The following is a 14857-nucleotide window of genomic DNA, read 5'->3' on the forward strand; positions in this document are numbered from 1 at the left end:
CGCAGTCGATATCGTTTTGGCCGCCGATCACCTACGAGACGGTACGATGATGGCAACGACACACGCGCTGGCCGGCGTTGCCGTCGCCTCGCTCGTCGCGCTCGGTGCCCCCGAACAGGCACCCATGGCGCTCGCGGCGGCGTTCGTCGGCGGCCTGTTCCCCGACCTCGATCTCTACGCCGGCCACCGCAAGACGCTCCACTTCCCGGTCTACTACTGGCCGTTCGCGCTCGCCGCCGGCGCGCTCGCCGTCGTTTCGACCGGGCCGGCGACCGTCGCCCTCGTCTGCTTCCTCCTCGCGGCGGCGCTCCACTCGACGATGGACGTCTTCGGCGGCGGGCTCGAACTCCGGCCGTGGCGTGCGACCTCCGAGCGGGCGGTGTACGACCACTTCGCGGGCCGTTGGCGTCGACCACGGCGCTGGGTGCGCTACGACGGTGCGCCCGAGGACGCGCTGCTCGGCGCGCTACTGGCCATCCCGCCGCTGCTCGTCGCTGGCGCACCGCTGCGCTGGCTGATCGGGACGACGGTCTGTCTCTCGGTCGGCTACGCGCTCGTCCGCCGGCGAGTGCCCGCAGTAACCGAGCATCTGATCGGGTTCGTCCCTGCCACGATGACCGAGTACGTCCCCGAACGGTTCGTCGAGGGCTGAGGCGACCATTACGGATCGCCGACCCTGCCGACGCCGCAGTCGGATTCCGTCGACGTCGCCGGCCACCGTTTTTTGTCACTCGCCGTCGAACGTCCGCTGACGATCATGTACGACACCATCCTCGTTCCGACCGACGGCAGCACCGGGGCGCACGCGGCCGCACAGCACGCGCTGGCGCTCGCGGACGCCTTCGACAGCCGACTCCAGTTTCTGAGCGTCGTCAACGCCGCGAACGAGGACGGAATCGTCGGTCTCGATTCGATCGCCGAGCGGCGGACGGTGCTCGACGAGGAGGCGGCCGACGCGCTCGAAACGCTCGAAGCGCTCGCGACCGAGACGGACGTTTCCTACGAGACGGCGATCGAACACGGTACGGTCCACGAGACGATCCTCGATATCGCCGATCGTGACGCCGATCTCGTCGCGATGGGCACCCACGGGCGCACGGGTCTCCAGCGCGTGCTCATCGGCAGCGTCACCGAGCGCGTCGGCCGGACGAGCGACGTTCCAGTCTTCACGACGCGACGGGAACCGGCCACCGATGCCGGCTACGGCGACGTGCTGATCCCGACCGACGGCAGCGACGCTGCGACCGCCGCCGTCGAACACGGGTTGGCGATCGCCGATCGCTACGACGGCACCGTCCACGCGCTGTCGGTCGTCGATCTGAACTCGCTGGCGGGCTCCTACGACGTCGGTCCCGGCATCTCGACGGTCATCGACACCTGGTCGGACGACTGCGAGCGCGCCGTCGCGACCGTCGCCGACACGGCCGAGGAGCGCGGGATCGACGTCGTCACCGAAGTCGTCCAGGGTACACCCTACCGGGCCATCACCGACTACGTCGACGCGGCGGATATCGATCTCGTCACGATGGGGACGCATGGCCGAACGGGAATCGAACGCTATCTCGTCGGTAGCGTAACCGAGCGCGTCGTCAGAACCAGCGACGTTCCCGTCCTCACGACGCGAGACGTCTGATTTCCAATCGTCGGGGCCACGCGTCAGATTCGCCACCAGTTCGTCGGTAATACGTCAGTAACGTGCCGACCGCACGGCAATGGTCGACGAACGGGTGCGTTTGTCTTGCACTGACACACGATAATCATCCTGATTGACTGCGAACGACCGAACCAATAGCAATATGATGGTGTGGTTGTCTAGGTGTGGATGAGATGTTTGCACTCGATTCGATAGCTGGTGGCTTCGTTCTCCGACCGCGGTTCGACGCGCGCTCGACCGGCCGGCGGTGTCGATGAGCACACGGCAACTGGCGATCGCGTTCGTCACGCTCGGCACGCTCTGGGGGAGTTCGTTCGTCGCGATCGACCTCGGACTGCCGTACTTCCCGCCGCTGGAGTTCGCCGGCTTGCGATTCCTCATCGCCGGCGTGGTGATCCTGGCCTACGCGTGGCTGACGACGCCGCGCTGGCGACCACGAGGTCGTCGTGAATGGACGCTCGCGGGCGTCGCGGGGGCCTTTCTCATCGGCGGCCACCACTCGTTTCTCTATCTCGGCCAACAGTATCTCAGCGGTGCCGTCGCCGCCATCGTCGTCAGCCTCGGGCCGGTACTGACGGCGCTGTTCGCCGTCGCCATCCTCGATGCCCATCTCTCGGCGCTCGACGGGCTCGGGTTCGCGTTCGGCCTCTTCGGCGTGTTGCTGGTCGCCCAGCCCGGCATCGCCGAGGAGAGTAGCTTACCGCTCGCCGAGCGGATCGCGGCGCTCGATCCCGGCGCGCTGCTGGCCGGCGACATGACCGGCATCGTGCTGGTCTTCTTCGCGGCGGCCTCGTTCGCGCTCGGCGGCGTGCTGACGCGGACGATCGAGACGACGCTGCCGATGCGCACCGTCCAGGCCTGGGCGATGTTGATCGGAGCGGCGTTGCTCATGCTCACGGGCGGCCTGCGCGGTGAATCGCTCGCCGCCATTCGATGGACGCCGACGGCGGGGATCTCGCTGCTCTATCTCGGCCTCGTCTCGGGTGCCGGAGCCTTTCTCATCTACTTCACGCTGCTCGACCGCCTCGGCCCGGCACAGGTCAACCTCATCGGCTATCTCGAACCCGCGGCCGCGACCGTGCTCTCGTGGCTCGTCCTGGGCCAGCTCATCGACACGCTGACCGCGCTCGGCTTTGCCGCCATCATCGCCGGGTTCGTCTGCATCCAGCGGCGCTCGCTGGTCAACCTCTTCGTCCGGCGGTCGTCGCCCGCTTCCGACTGAACTCCTTCCCGCGGTTCTCCGAAAGATCGGCGAAGACCGACGACCCTTATTTCCGTGCGAAAATCAGATAGCCGGTGTGCCCGACACCGGCCGTCGAGGGGCGCGTCCCGCGCTCGTCGACGTCCATCTCGCGCTGGATCGTCTCGTACGTGTCGGCGTCCATCCCCACCGAGTCGAGCGTTTCGACCGTCTCGCGCATGCTCTCGACGAACGGCGAGTAGATCGCGACGAATCCCCCCGGAACGAGCAGATCGGGCGCGTGTTCGACGACCGCCGGCGCGTCCGCGGTGTCGAGCGTGAGCAGGTCGAAGCGACGATCGAGTTCGTCGAGTTCGTCGAGCACGTCGCCAGTGCGGACGTCGACGCTGCCGCCGCTCGTGTCCTCCTCGACCCCGGCGAGAGTCATGTTCTCGCGGGCGACGGCGGCGAACTCGGGGTCCTGTTCGTACGTCGCGACCGACGCGCCCGCACGGCCGAGCGCGGCGGCGAGCACGCCCGTTCCGGTGCCGGCGTCGAGCACCCGGTCGCCAGTCGCGACGCCGGTGTGGCCCATCACCAGACCGATGTCTCGGGGTAACATCGGTGCGCCGGTGCGCTCGAAATGGTTGAAGAGATCCGGACCGCGGAGCTCTCTGACTTCGAATTCGGTGCCGAGATGCGTTTCGAGCACGTCGCCACTACTCGCGTCCGTCGGTACGTCGAGCACGCCGAGATCCGTCTCCAACTTCGCGCCCGGCTCGCGGAGATACTCGCGGCCCTCGCCGACGAGCAGAACGGCCGTCACTCCAGTCGCGAGACCGCCGCCGCGAGGTCGCCGTCCTCGGCGTCGAGCGCCTCGCGTGCCTCCTCGGGACTCGCATCCGTGCGCTGGGCGACGATCTCGACGTCCGAATCGGGAATCCGATCCGTACCGCCCGTGTCGGCATCGTCGTCGCCCTCGCCGAGCGGGATCGCTTCCTCGTCGTCGGCCGAGCGTGTCTCGGGCTCGCCCGTGATGGTGTAGGTCGCCTGTCCCTGGGCGTCCATCCGCTGGACCTCGGCGTCGTCGAAGACGAGTTCCTCGTCGCCGGTGCGGATGACGATCTCCTCGGCATCGATCTCCTCGATGTCGATGCCCATCTGTTTCATCATCTGTTGCATCTTGCGCGGGTTCAGACCGCCGCCTCCTCCGAACATACCTGCGGATGGACAGCCAGCGCCTTGTGGCTTCCGACCCACTCCGAGACGACCGCGCGGAGGCAAACGGTTTTGCGCGACCGCTTCCCAGACAATCCATGCGCCGAGCGGACGCCGACGCGACGACGCGCCAACGCATCGCCGACCATCTCCGCGAACAGCCGGCCGCCGCGAGCAGCCTCGCGACCGAGTTTTCGATCACGACGGCGACCGCGCTCGATCACGTCGAGCACGTCGCCCAGTCGATCGACGGGACCGACGAGGAGCTGCTGGTCGCCCCGCCGGAGTGTCGTGACTGCGGGTTCGACGGGTTCGACGACCGCATCAACCGCCCCTCACGCTGTCCCGAGTGCAAGAGCGAGGCGATCGAGGAGCCGCGCTTCACTGTCGAGGGGTAGCTTCAGCTTCGGGGGCCTCGACGGGCTCGGCCACTGCCCGGTGATCCTCGTAGACGTCGTTCGCCCACCGCACGAGCGCCTCGTCGGCCCCGTCGAGGCACTCGTGGAGCGAGCCGTGCTCGTCGTAGGTCGAGACCAGCACGCGCTCGTCGAGAATCGCGAGCCCGAACGTGATCTCACCGGGATAGAGATAGAGCGTGAACCGATCGATCGAATGCGCGGCCGCGAGCGCCTCCGGGTAGGCCGACTGCGACGCATCGAGCACCGAACTATCGATGAGATACTCCATCTCCGCCCCGGACGTGGCGAGTTCGCGCGCACCGTCGTTGAGCACGGGGCTGACGACCGGGGAGATGCCGCGAAACGTGTCGACGTCGCTCGTGGCGAACGCGTCGGCGACGTGGCCGATGGCCGCGTGGGGGTTCTCCGGCGCGTTCGACACCAGCTGCGCGTCGTCGAGCGCCGCCGCAGGCAGCGTCGTGGCCGCCTCGCCGAGATGTTGGAGAAACGATCCCCACTCGTCGACGCGCTCGATCGTCGCTTCGAGCAGTTCGTACTGATCGAGCACGAGCCGTCCGCCGACCGTAAGCTGGTAGACACCGCCCTCGTTGTGGATCCACTCGCGGTCGGCGAGCCCGTCGAGCGCCCGATGGACCGTCGAGCGCGACAGCCCACACTCACAGACCAGTTCACACTGCCGACGCGGCCGTTCCTGGAGCGCTTCCAGGATCCGGACGCGATTTTCCGAACCGGCGAGAAACGCGACGTGTTCCCAAGACGCCATTCGATTGGGGATTTCCGTGCAGACGAAAGAAGCTTCCGCTGGGTACTGTCAACCGCGGCGATACTCCTCGATCGCTGCCCGGTAGCCCGAGCGATAGGTCGGATGGGAAAACTCGTAGCCCAGTTCCCGAAGCTTGTCGTTCGAGCAGCGTTTCGACGTCTCGATGCGTCGCCGCGCCGGTGCCGAGAGTCCCTCGTCGGCGAGGCGCTCGGCGGTCGTCCGTTTCTCCGGGCGGGGCACGTCACACTCGTCGGCCAGCCAGTCGGCGAATTGCCACTTTGCGACCGGCTCGTCGTCGACGGCGAGCACCGTCTCGCCGCGCGCCACGTCGCTTTCGAGCAGGAATCGGATCGCGCCGGCGGCATCGGCGCGATGGACCATGTTGAGATACCCCTCCGTCACGGGCCCGTCGAGGTAGCGATCGAGCCGGTAGCGTTCCGGACCGTAGAGACCCGCAAAGCGCACCACGGTGCCGTCGATGCCGTGTTCGTCCGCTGCCGCTATGGCGATCCGCTCGGCCTCGGCGAGCACCTCGGTCTTCTCGGTCGTCGGCTCGATGGGTGTCCCCTCGTCGACCCAGTCGCCGTCGTGATCGCCGTAGACGCCCGTCGAGGAGGTGTAGACGAGCCGATCGGGTGGCTCCTCGCGTGCGCCGAAGGTCTCGATGGCGGTCCGGAGCCCGTCGACGTAGATCTCGCGGGCGGCGTCGGCTCCGCGACCGCCGGAGCTCGCGGCGAACACCACCGTATCGACGTTCGGAACGGCCGCGAGCTCCTCCTGACTGGTGACGTCGGCCTCGACGGCCTCGAAACCGGCGCGTTCGATCGCCGCCCGCCCGTCGGCCGATCGGCGCACGCCGACGACCCGGCGATCGGGCGCGAGGCTACGACCGAGTGCAAGGCCGACGTAGCCACAGCCGAGGATGGCGACGCTCATGGCTTTCGTTCCTCGATGTAGCCGTGGAGCAGCGCGAACTCGTCGAGCTCCATCGCGAGCCGTCCCTCGATCTTCTGCTGGATCTCGCGCGCGTCGAGCGCACCGTCGATGCCCGATTCGAGCGCCTCGACGTCGAGAACTGCGGTGGTCATCCCCATCAGGAGATGATCGCGTGCTTCCATGGCGATGGCGTCGGCGTCGGGTTCCTCGGGATCGAGCGCGAGCACGGCCGCGGCCTCGTCGAGTGTGAGCGACGGCGATTCGCCGTTCGTGAGCGCCCCGACGCCCTCGACGCCCGTCTCCTCGCGGATCGTGTCGCTGCCGTGGCTCTCGACGACCGAACGGAGGAGTTCGTCGTACCGCGCGCGCAGTTCGTCGGGCGTGAGTTCGCCCGCATTCTCGACGTCGTGGAACATGGCTCCGGTAGCCGTCCCCGACGTAAGTGGATTGAGTTCGTCCGTGACGCCGTATCCCCGAGCGAGCGCCTCGGCCAGACCGGTCACGGCGGCGAGTTCGCCCACCCGTCCACCGCGAGCGAGCGCCGCGCGGGCCGCCACGAGCGGTTCCCGATGTGCTCGCCGCGCCAGCGTCGCATCTCGATCGGCGACGAGGGCGGCGAAGCGAGCCGCGGCGAGCAACATGCCGACCGTCCCCTCGTCGTGACGGCGCTCGCAGTCCTCGTCGTGGATTTCGATTTCGGTGATAGAGTCGTCGAGCGCCGCGATGGCGGTCGCCCGACAGGCTGGCGTCGTCGCGATCCGGCCATCCCCGACGCAGTCGCTCGCGTCGATCAAAAGACGACTGCTCTCGACGGATGGTTCACAGTCACAGCGTGCGTCCACCCGGTTGGTCGGCTCGATGCTCGTGCGATGCGACGGCTCCACGCCGCCGATTGGTCGCGGCTTCGGGTTTGAACGTTCGTGCTCGGTGCAAGCAGCCGGGAATGCCGGTAATTACTCGTAGGCCAGCTGCATGATCCACTGCGAGAAGGCGTCGCTGTCGGCCTCGACGTCCTCCTCGCCGACCAGCGGCGAGAGGTTGTTGCCGGCCATCAGCAGCGAGAAGTCGAGATCGCGCGCCGCCGGGGCGATGTAGTAGGTGTTGTGGCCCTCGTAGACGGTGTCCTCGCGCTCGACGAGCCCGTGCTCTTCGAGGCGCTCGGCGATGCGACTGCCTGTGCGCGAGTCGACATCGAGCTCCTTCCAGAAATCGCTTTGGTGGATACCGCCCGTCGAGCGAACGAGTTCGAGACCGGCACGCTCGTCCTCCGAGAGCTCCACCTCGGCCGTCGTGCTCATACGCTATCCACACCGCCGGATGGGTTAAATCCGGCGTTCGACCGGCTCGAACGCGGTTCGACAGGGTGGCCCGTCGGCGAACGCGTACTTGCCATCGCCATCCTCGTCGATGGTGATGAGCGACGACGAGCGCGTGCCGAAGCCGAACTCCTCGTGATGGACGCAGACCCCGTAGTCGTGATCGCCAAGGACATCGGCCGCGCGATCGAGCCACTCCTCGCTCGTTTCGCCGGGATCGGGCTGAAGCGCCGCGCGCACCTGGCGGCCGTTTTCGGCCTGGCGCTCGCCGCGCTCGGGCCACGACTCGGGCACGTCGACGTCGCCGATCGCGCCGGTGTTCATCACGACGTGGACGCCGGGGTCGAGGTTTCGGAGCTGCAACTGGCCGTCCCATTCGAGCAAGATCGCCGCCCGCGCATCGGCCACCACGACGTTGAACCCCTCGTACTCGTCGGCCTCAACGGCGCGCTCGACGTGACGGGCGGCCGCCTCCGCCGAGTCGCGTTCGAGCGCGTCCCTGACGAGCAGTCCGCGCGAGCGCTCGCCCGCCAGCTCCTGATCGGTCCAGCGGTTCGTCACCGCGACGAACAGTCCGTGCTCGTTGTAGCCGATCCACGTCCCGCCGGCCTTGGCATCGCTCGGAGCAAGGATTGCGGGTTCGTCCGAGAGCAATCCTGGTGGGTTCGACTCGCGGTCGACGGCCTCGTCGCGGTTGGCCGCCACCGCCACCGGACGGTCGGCGAAGACCTGCCACGCGAGCACGAGGGTGCACATGGTTCGAAGAAGGGGCCGGCGCGCCTAAATAGGCCTGGTCAGTGCACCAGTCAGTCGTCGGTCGGTGTCGCCTCGACCTCGCTGCCCTCCTCGACGGCGGTCGTGAGCGAGACGTTGAGCACGAGCATCGAGGCGAGTCCACCGACGACGGTGACGATGTTCTTCACCGCGTGGTCGACGATGGCCGCGCCGAGGGCGATCGGCGTGGCGACCGGTGTCAGTCCGACGACGAGCAGGCTGAACGCACCCTCGTAGAGACCGAGCCCGCCCGGCGAGAGCGGGAGCACTTTGGCGAGGTTGCCGACGCTGACGGCGAAGAAGCCGACGGCGACGAGCGTCGTGAGAGGCAGTGCGACGTCGAAGGCGGCGAACACGAGCAGGGCAGTGATGACGTCGAGCGTCCAGATCACGACGCTGCTCGCGCCGATACGGGCGAACGCACCGCGATCGCCGGCGACAGTTTGCACGTCGCCGACGAACCGCTCGATGACGCCCGCGACGCGGTCGGCGTAGGCGTCCGAGCTCACCTTCTCCATCCCGCGACGGACGAGATTGCGATCCGAGCGCGCGCTGGCGACGATGGCACCGACGAGGACGATAGCGGCCACCCCGACGCCGCTGGCGACGAGGAGGGCGACGCGCCCGCTTTGATTCCCGCCGGCGACGGTCGCACCAAGCCCCGAGAGGCTAGTGATCCCCGTCCCGGCGAGTCCAATGAGAACGACGCCGGCGAGCAGCGTGATCGTGAGCAGATCGAAGACCCGTTCGACAGCCAGCGAGGCGAAGCCCGTCGGGTAGGGGACGCGTCGGCGTGTCTTGACGACGTAGGCCCGGACCGCGTCGCCCGCCCTCGCCGGGAAGACGAGGTTGCCGGTCTGGGAGATGAACACCGCACCGGTGAGGAAGCCGAGCCCTTCGGTGTAGCCGAGCTCTTCGAGGATGTCGCGGTAGCGTCCCCCGCGGAGCGGCCACGAGAGAACATAGACGAGCGCCGCGGCGACGACGAGCGCCGGGTTCGCGGTCTCGATCTCGGCGATCATCCGTGAGACGTCGATGTACTGTGGCATCAGCGCGACGGCGAACAGCGTGAGCAGCGTGCCGGCGACGAGCGTCACGCGCCGAGTGATCCGTGGCGCGACGGCGAGCTGCCACCACGTTCGCAGCACCCCGCTGCCCATGCCGAGCACGTCGCGGACGAAATCGACCTTCGTATCGCCCTTCGGCGTCCAGTCGACGGGGAACTCCCGGACGCGGTAGCCGGCGCGCTGGGCGCGCACGAGTAGCTCGGTGTCCCAGAACCAGTGGTCGTCCTCGACATCGGTGAGGAGATCGTCGAGCACCGCGCGGTCGAAGGCCTTGAACCCACACTGGTGGTCGTGGACCGACGAGCGTAGGAACAGCCGGACGAGCCCGTTGTAGACGCGGCTCGGCACGTCGCGGTTCGCCGGCCGGTCGGCGTCGCTCGCCGCGAGCAGGCGCGAGCCGGTGGCGACGTCGTACTCGCCGGAGCGAACGGAGGTGACGAGTTCTTCGAGATGCCCCATGTCCGTCGCGAGATCGGTGTCGAAGTACGCGAGCGTGTCACCGCGCGCCGCCCGGAAGGCACGGGTGAGCGCGCCGCCGCGGCCGAGCCGCTCGTCACTGTGGACGTGGCGCACGCGGTCGTCCTCGCGGGCGAGCCGGGCGGCGATTTCGGGCGTGTCGTCGGTACAGCCGTCCTCGGCGACGAGCAGCTCGAACGAGCCGTCGGGGAGGAACGATCCGAGCGTGTCGAGCGTGGTTTCGACGGTCGCTGAGAGCGTGCGCTCCTCGTCGTAGGCCGGAAGGACGACGCTCACGGCGACCGAACTCATTGCTCCGAATGCGCCAGCCATCGACAAATCATTTCCGGGTTCTACACGGTCCCCGTTCGCTCGCTCTCAGTCGGCCCCTTCCGGCGCGCGGGCAGTGGCGAAACCGGGGAGCTCGACGCCGAGCGCGTCGCTGGCCTCGGCGGGCGACCCGTACGGCCGGTTCACGACGAGCGTGCCCGCGCGCTGGTCGCCGAGCCCGGGCAACGCCGCGAGTTCGTCCATCGAGGCACGGTTGAGATCGAGCGGTGCCGGCACGCCCGATACGGAGCGATAGCCGTGGTCGGTGACGGCGACGTCGGTGACGTTCCCGAGATCACGCTCGCCAGGAATCGCCACCAAGAGTGGGTAGGTTCCGAGCTGCCGACCGAATGTCTTGCCGTCCTGATGGTATTCGAGATGGACGTCCGGCAGGAGCGTCCCGGCGGGCGCGACACGCTGGAGCATCGGGTTGTCGATCTCCTCGCGGACCTCGGTTTTGTACTGCTTGAACAGTTTCTTGTGATCGTCGGCGATCTGCGTGCCGGTCTCGCTCATCTCGGTCCCGTCGAAGGCCATCACCTGCCGGATGTTCACCCGGCGGAGCGAGAGGCCGGCGTCGTAGACCCGGTGGAGAAATTCCTTATTGAGTTCGAACGTCTCCTCGCGCTCGCCCTGCAGCCCGTGGAGGAGATTGATACCGGGCAGCAGTTTCGGCAGGCGGTTAGCGGTTCCATCACTCTCAGGCCGCCAGCCGGCCTCTTCGTTGACGATCTCGACGGCGCGGAAGCACTCGTCGGCGGTCACGTTCAGATCGTTCTGTTCCTGGACGACGGGGTCGGCGCTTTCGAGCCCGAAGGCAGCCGTGTCGCCGGGCGTGTTGTGTTCGGCGATGATCCGCAGTCCCTCCCGCGATTGCTCCGGCCAGCGCACGATGGTGATCGGGTTGATGTTGTCGAGGTGGAGCGTTTCGAGGTCGGGCGCGACATCCCGAATGCCGCCGTAGAGCTCCCGGAGCGCGTCGGGGTTGGGTGCTTCACCGTCGCCGCCGTAGGCGAGAAGGTCGGCCTGTCGGCCGAGGCGGAAGTGTTTGACGCCGCGGTCGGCGAGCGCAGCGACTTCGTTGACGATCGAATCGGGCGGACGAAAGGAGGGGTTTCCATACAGGGGTTCGGTACAGAACGAACAGCGGTAGGCACAGCCCCTGGACGTTTCGAGCTCGCAGATGAGGTAGTCGGGATGGTTCGGGTGCTGGGAGACGACGAACGCGCCCTGTCGTGCCCAGCGCGTGACTTCCCCGACATCGCGGACGCGATTGCTGAACCCCTCCAACCCATTGCCCACGAGATCGTGGGCGGCGGCCTCGACGTCGCCCTTGGCGACGAACTCGAAATCGAGGTCCTTGCGTTCGGTCTCTTGGCCGCCGGCGTTCTCCTCCCCGACGCCGAACCGTACCGGACCACCCATCAGGCTCGTGCCCTCGGCGACCCACGCGAGCTCGCGGACCTCGTCGGGTTCGGCGGGCGTGCCGCCGACGTACTTTCCGGGAACGGTCATCCCACCGAGATAGATCATCAGATCGGCCTGGGCGACGTCACGCCACTTGTCCCGCTCGTCGCGCAGTTCGTCGATCGTGTGGTAGGTGATCTGCTCTTCGGGAACGCCCGCATCGACGAGCGCGCCGGCGGTGAACCGTGGATACGTGGAGATGTACGGCGGCACCCCGAAGTGGGCGGGTTCGTCGACGTACCCATCGACCAGGGTGACGTCGAGCGTGGCTGGATCGGTCATGGGGTCACAAGAGCGTCGCGGCGTAAAACTCCCACTCTCACGACCCGTGGGGTTGATAGGTCGTCCGGCAGTACGGGACGTATGCCCGCAACCCTCGAAGTGGTCTGTGAGAACGACGACTGTGAGCTCGACATGTTCGAGATGCACTACACCTACGACATGCCCGACGACGTGGGCATCGACGCCTTCGAATGTCCGTACTGCACTAAGACGGACTCGCTCCGGGAGGTCGAACTGTGAGCAGCGATGTCGGCGAATCGGTCCTCAAGCGCGTGCTCGACGGCGTCGGACGGTTCGCTGGTCGTGCCCAGGAGCGCCGCCCGCTGGCGACCGATCTGCTCGAAAGCGACGACGCCTATCTCGTCGTCTTCGACGCGCCCGACGCGAACGCCGACGATGTCCAAGTCCGCTTCTCCGAGCGCGCCGTCCACGTCCGTATCGACCGCACCCGCGAGCACCGCGAAGGGTTCGAGATGCGCTTTCCCGGTCGCGGCCTCTCGCTCGACGGCAGCGTGACGCTCCCCGCCGAGGCGACGGTCGATCCCGACGTCGCGAGCGCGTCGCTCACCGCCGAGGGCACGCTCGAAGTCGAGCTACCGAAAGTCGAGGATTCCGACGACGGGCCGATCCGGATCTCCACCGACGAGGGCGAGACGGCTGACGACGAGACAGTCGAGGATACGTCTGTAGAGACTGACGAGGAGACGACGGACGACGACGTCGACGAGTTCTAAACCGGGAAGTCGGCATCCGAATCGACGACGCGATCGGGATCGTCGGGAACGCGCCAGTCGGTCGTCAGTTCCAGAAACTGCACGAGGATGCGGCCGGTCGCACCCCAGACCACGTAGTCGCCGACGCGGAAGAAGTGGAGTCGGATATCGCCGTAGTGAGGGTGATCGCGGCGTTCGGAATCGTAGTTGTCGGGATCGGTGAGCGCCGCGATCGGGAGCACGACGACCTCGGCGACCTCGTGCTCGTCGGGGACATACTCGCGATCGGGGACGCGCGCGACGAACGGCCGGACGGCGTAGCGCGTGATGGTACGGATATCGTCGAGTCGGCCGACGACCTCGGCGGTGTCAGGGTCGAGACCGATCTCCTCGTCGGCCTCGCGCAGCGCGGTTGCAGTCAGATCATCGTCGATCGGCTCGCGCCCGCCGCCGGGGAAGCTCATCTGTCCGGGGTGTTCGCCGAGGTGGTCGGCGCGCTTGGTGAAGAGGAGATGTGCGCCGCCGTAGTCGTCCGGGCGCTCGCGCGTGATGACCGGCACGAGCACGGCCGCGTCGCGCTGCTCGTCGGTGACGCCCGTGGCGGCGTGCTCGGCGACCCGCGCGAGATGCATACCGTCGTGAGACGCCGACGGGGCTTAATTCGTCCGCTCCGTTCGTCTCGGGACGATCGTTTCGGGTCGTTTATGCCACCGCCGTTCGTCCCCTCGACAGCATGATCGGATCGCAGCGTGACCGGCGGCGACCGGCAGGAGCCTGACGTGGCGACCGAATCCGCGGACATCCTCGACCGGCGCTCGATCGGGAAGATGCTCGTCGGCTTCCTCATCGCCGCCGTGCTCCTCTACTTCCTCGGCAACGTCGTCGGCTGGGCCGACATCGCCGACGCGCTCGCGCGTGCCGACCTCCGCTGGGTGGCCGTCGCTTGTCTCTGTACCTGTGGCTACCTGCTCGCGTGGACGAAGACCTGGCAGGTCGTCCTCGATGCCGGCGGGATCGAGATTCCTTACCGGGAGCTGATTCCGACCTATCTCGCGGCGACGTTCGCGAACTACACGACGCCGTTCGGTCAGGCCGGCGGCGAACCGTTCATCGCCTACGTCCTCTCGGCCGACACCGAGGCGAGCTACGAAGAGAGTCTCGCAAGCGTCTCGACGGCCGATCTGATGCATCTGCTGCCCTTTTTCACCTTCGCCGGCATCGGGCTCGCGGCGCTCGCGATCACCGGGACAGTGCCGCCGGGCGCGAGTTCGATCCTGATCGGACTCGCCGCCATCGCCATCGGCATACCGGCGATCGTCTACGGTGCGTGGCGACGGCGCGATCTCGTCGAGCGGATCATCACAACGCTCGCCCGTCCGGTGACGACACGCACCGATCGGGTGTCGATGGAGCGGATCGAGACGCGCATCGACACCTTCTACAGCCAGATCGCGCGCATCGCCGCGGAGCCGCGCGATCTGCTCGTCGGGATCGTCTACTCGTATCTCGGCTGGATCTGTTTCGCCGCGCCGCTGTATTTCGCCGCGCTCGCACTCTCGTTGCCGGTCGATCCGCTGCTGGTCGCCTTCCTCGCCCCCGCGAGCTCGCTCGCCGGCTTCGTCCCGACGCCGGGCGGTCTCGGCGGCGTCTCGACGGCGATGGTCGCACTCGTGGTCGCGCTCACCCCCGTCGGTGCCGGCGCGGCGGCCGCGCTCGCGATCCTCTATCGGGCGACGAGCTACGTGTTTGCACTCATCGTCTGTGGCCCGGCCGCGCTCTACGTCACCGCCCGCGCCTGATCAGTCGCCCGCGGCCGCATCGAGTCGATCACGCACGCCGTCGAGGGCGATCGGGGCCCACGTTTCGAGATCGTAGCTCACGTCGAGCAGCCGCGCGATACGTTCGTGATCGTCCTCGGCGACCGCACGCGCCGCGTCCGCGCGGAACCGCTCCTCGACGACTGCCCCAAGTGCTGCGCGATCGGGCGTACAGGCATCGACGTCGAGGATGTGTGGCAGGTCCTCGGCACCGTCGGGAAGCGCCGGGAACGCCGTCGGACCGGCGGCGAGCAGCCGTTCGTCCGCGGTCCGGTCGGCGATCGTATCGGGATCGAACGCGACGAGTCGATAGGCCGCGAGCGCCGCGTCGACGTCCGGGCTGTCGAACTTCGCACCGCGCTTGAACGCGAGTTCGTCGCCCGCGGTGGCGAGTTCGCTCCGCGAAAGTGCGCCGAAGAGATCGACGATGCCGGCGAGCTCGTCGTGGGTCAGCTTCATTCGATC

General features: G+C 67.7%; 18 protein-coding genes. 7 read left to right on the plus strand and 11 right to left on the minus strand.

All coding sequences use genetic code 11. The features are described 5' to 3' along the window. Nucleotides 1–46 precede the first annotated feature (46 nt). The 3 genes from NO363_RS07095 (at nucleotide 47) to NO363_RS07105 (ending at nucleotide 2876) form a co-directional block, all read left to right on the plus strand. Nucleotides 47–652, plus strand: coding sequence for a metal-dependent hydrolase (locus tag NO363_RS07095; protein ID WP_256683952.1), 606 nt, complete (start codon nucleotides 47–49; stop codon nucleotides 650–652). Nucleotides 653–757: 105 nt separating this feature from the next. Beyond that, complete coding sequence (locus tag NO363_RS07100) at nucleotides 758–1633, plus strand: universal stress protein (RefSeq protein ID WP_256683953.1); 876 nt, start codon at nucleotides 758–760, stop codon at nucleotides 1631–1633. A 274-nt stretch (nucleotides 1634–1907) separates the two neighbouring features. Next, entirely contained in the window at nucleotides 1908–2876 is a 969-nt protein-coding gene (locus NO363_RS07105; RefSeq protein WP_256683954.1) for a DMT family transporter, read from the plus strand. Nucleotides 2877–2922: 46 nt separating this feature from the next. On the opposite strand, the gene NO363_RS07110 is transcribed toward NO363_RS07105, so the two are convergent. Together NO363_RS07110 and NO363_RS07115 are read right to left on the minus strand one after the other, a co-directional pair. After that, complete coding sequence (locus tag NO363_RS07110; protein WP_256683956.1) at nucleotides 2923–3660, minus strand: methyltransferase domain-containing protein; 738 nt, start codon at nucleotides 3658–3660, stop codon at nucleotides 2923–2925. Continuing rightward, complete coding sequence (locus NO363_RS07115) at nucleotides 3657–4052, minus strand: nascent polypeptide-associated complex protein (RefSeq protein ID WP_256683958.1); 396 nt, start codon at nucleotides 4050–4052, stop codon at nucleotides 3657–3659. The genes NO363_RS07110 and NO363_RS07115 overlap by 4 nt, the downstream gene beginning before the upstream one ends. A 98-nt stretch (nucleotides 4053–4150) precedes the next feature. On the opposite strand from NO363_RS07115, the gene NO363_RS07120 reads away from it, so the two are divergent. Beyond that, nucleotides 4151–4450 carry a transcriptional regulator gene (locus NO363_RS07120; protein ID WP_256683960.1) on the plus strand — a complete coding sequence of 100 codons (300 nt, stop codon included), beginning with the start codon at nucleotides 4151–4153 and terminating at the stop codon, nucleotides 4448–4450. Here the strand turns inward: NO363_RS07120 and NO363_RS07125 are convergent. From NO363_RS07125 to NO363_RS07155, 7 genes are all read right to left on the minus strand, one after another. Beyond that, nucleotides 4434–5234 carry a helix-turn-helix transcriptional regulator gene (locus tag NO363_RS07125; RefSeq protein ID WP_256683961.1) on the minus strand — a complete coding sequence of 267 codons (801 nt, stop codon included), beginning with the start codon at nucleotides 5232–5234 and terminating at the stop codon, nucleotides 4434–4436. The two genes, NO363_RS07120 and NO363_RS07125, sit on opposite strands and share 17 nt — an antisense overlap. Nucleotides 5235–5282: 48 nt before the next feature. Further along, nucleotides 5283–6170, minus strand: a complete 888-nt coding sequence (locus NO363_RS07130) for an NAD-dependent epimerase/dehydratase family protein (protein ID WP_256683963.1) — start codon at nucleotides 6168–6170, stop codon at nucleotides 5283–5285. Next, nucleotides 6167–7054, minus strand: coding sequence for a DUF5791 family protein (locus NO363_RS07135; RefSeq protein WP_256683965.1), 888 nt, complete (start codon nucleotides 7052–7054; stop codon nucleotides 6167–6169). The genes NO363_RS07130 and NO363_RS07135 overlap by 4 nt, the downstream gene beginning before the upstream one ends. A 69-nt stretch (nucleotides 7055–7123) precedes the next feature. Beyond that, nucleotides 7124–7468, minus strand: a complete 345-nt coding sequence (locus tag NO363_RS07140; protein ID WP_007741411.1) for a helix-turn-helix transcriptional regulator — start codon at nucleotides 7466–7468, stop codon at nucleotides 7124–7126. Nucleotides 7469–7492: 24 nt separating this feature from the next. Then, a complete protein-coding gene (locus tag NO363_RS07145; protein ID WP_256683968.1) occupies nucleotides 7493–8242 on the minus strand; it encodes an NRDE family protein in 750 nt (249 codons plus the stop codon). Nucleotides 8243–8292: 50 nt separating this feature from the next. Further along, nucleotides 8293–10095, minus strand: a complete 1803-nt coding sequence (locus tag NO363_RS07150; protein ID WP_256683970.1) for a flippase-like domain-containing protein — start codon at nucleotides 10093–10095, stop codon at nucleotides 8293–8295. A 66-nt stretch (nucleotides 10096–10161) separates the two neighbouring features. Next, on the minus strand, nucleotides 10162–11862 hold the full coding sequence (locus NO363_RS07155) for a radical SAM protein (protein WP_256683971.1): 1701 nt from the start codon (nucleotides 11860–11862) through the stop codon (nucleotides 10162–10164). Nucleotides 11863–11943: 81 nt separating this feature from the next. Here NO363_RS07155 and NO363_RS07160 point away from each other — a divergent pair, with 81 nt between their 5' ends. Both NO363_RS07160 and NO363_RS07165 read left to right on the plus strand, forming a co-directional pair. After that, on the plus strand, nucleotides 11944–12102 hold the full coding sequence (locus tag NO363_RS07160) for a DUF7559 family protein (RefSeq protein WP_256683972.1): 159 nt from the start codon (nucleotides 11944–11946) through the stop codon (nucleotides 12100–12102). Continuing rightward, complete coding sequence (locus NO363_RS07165; RefSeq protein WP_256683973.1) at nucleotides 12099–12596, plus strand: Hsp20/alpha crystallin family protein; 498 nt, start codon at nucleotides 12099–12101, stop codon at nucleotides 12594–12596. Before NO363_RS07160 ends, NO363_RS07165 begins: the two co-directional genes overlap by 4 nt. Here the strand turns inward: NO363_RS07165 and NO363_RS07170 are convergent. Further along, nucleotides 12593–13207, minus strand: coding sequence for an NUDIX hydrolase (locus NO363_RS07170; RefSeq protein WP_256683974.1), 615 nt, complete (start codon nucleotides 13205–13207; stop codon nucleotides 12593–12595). The genes NO363_RS07165 and NO363_RS07170 overlap by 4 nt on opposite strands. Nucleotides 13208–13354: 147 nt before the next feature. Here NO363_RS07170 and NO363_RS07175 point away from each other — a divergent pair, with 147 nt between their 5' ends. Continuing rightward, nucleotides 13355–14374 carry a lysylphosphatidylglycerol synthase transmembrane domain-containing protein gene (locus NO363_RS07175; protein ID WP_256683976.1) on the plus strand — a complete coding sequence of 340 codons (1020 nt, stop codon included), beginning with the start codon at nucleotides 13355–13357 and terminating at the stop codon, nucleotides 14372–14374. On the opposite strand, the gene NO363_RS07180 is transcribed toward NO363_RS07175, so the two are convergent. Further along, a complete protein-coding gene (locus NO363_RS07180; protein WP_256683977.1) occupies nucleotides 14375–14851 on the minus strand; it encodes a DUF7109 family protein in 477 nt (158 codons plus the stop codon). Nucleotides 14852–14857 lie beyond the last annotated feature (6 nt).

The sequence above is a fragment of the Halococcus qingdaonensis genome, assembly GCF_024508235.1.
Taxonomy (GTDB): Archaea; Halobacteriota; Halobacteria; order Halobacteriales; family Halococcaceae; genus Halococcus; species Halococcus qingdaonensis.

Bases quoted from the DNA above. Each gene is read 5' to 3' on its own strand.
- NO363_RS07150 (WP_256683970.1), bottom strand. From the start codon at position 10,095: ATGAGTTCGGTCGCCGTGAGCGTCGTCCTTCCGGCCTACGACGAGGAG.
- NO363_RS07130 (WP_256683963.1), bottom strand. From the start codon at position 6,170: ATGAGCGTCGCCATCCTCGGCTGTGGCTACGTCGGCCTTGCACTCGGT.
- NO363_RS07180 (WP_256683977.1), bottom strand. From the start codon at position 14,851: ATGAAGCTGACCCACGACGAGCTCGCCGGCATCGTCGATCTCTTCGGC.
- NO363_RS07155 (WP_256683971.1), bottom strand. From the start codon at position 11,862: ATGACCGATCCAGCCACGCTCGACGTCACCCTGGTCGATGGGTACGTC.
- NO363_RS07160 (WP_256683972.1), top strand. From the start codon at position 11,944: ATGCCCGCAACCCTCGAAGTGGTCTGTGAGAACGACGACTGTGAGCTC.
- NO363_RS07125 (WP_256683961.1), bottom strand. From the start codon at position 5,234: ATGGCGTCTTGGGAACACGTCGCGTTTCTCGCCGGTTCGGAAAATCGC.
- NO363_RS07140 (WP_007741411.1), bottom strand. From the start codon at position 7,468: ATGAGCACGACGGCCGAGGTGGAGCTCTCGGAGGACGAGCGTGCCGGT.
- NO363_RS07120 (WP_256683960.1), top strand. From the start codon at position 4,151: ATGCGCCGAGCGGACGCCGACGCGACGACGCGCCAACGCATCGCCGAC.
- NO363_RS07095 (WP_256683952.1), top strand. From the start codon at position 47: ATGATGGCAACGACACACGCGCTGGCCGGCGTTGCCGTCGCCTCGCTC.
- NO363_RS07170 (WP_256683974.1), bottom strand. From the start codon at position 13,207: ATGCATCTCGCGCGGGTCGCCGAGCACGCCGCCACGGGCGTCACCGAC.
- NO363_RS07105 (WP_256683954.1), top strand. From the start codon at position 1,908: ATGAGCACACGGCAACTGGCGATCGCGTTCGTCACGCTCGGCACGCTC.
- NO363_RS07145 (WP_256683968.1), bottom strand. From the start codon at position 8,242: ATGTGCACCCTCGTGCTCGCGTGGCAGGTCTTCGCCGACCGTCCGGTG.
- NO363_RS07115 (WP_256683958.1), bottom strand. From the start codon at position 4,052: ATGTTCGGAGGAGGCGGCGGTCTGAACCCGCGCAAGATGCAACAGATG.
- NO363_RS07100 (WP_256683953.1), top strand. From the start codon at position 758: ATGTACGACACCATCCTCGTTCCGACCGACGGCAGCACCGGGGCGCAC.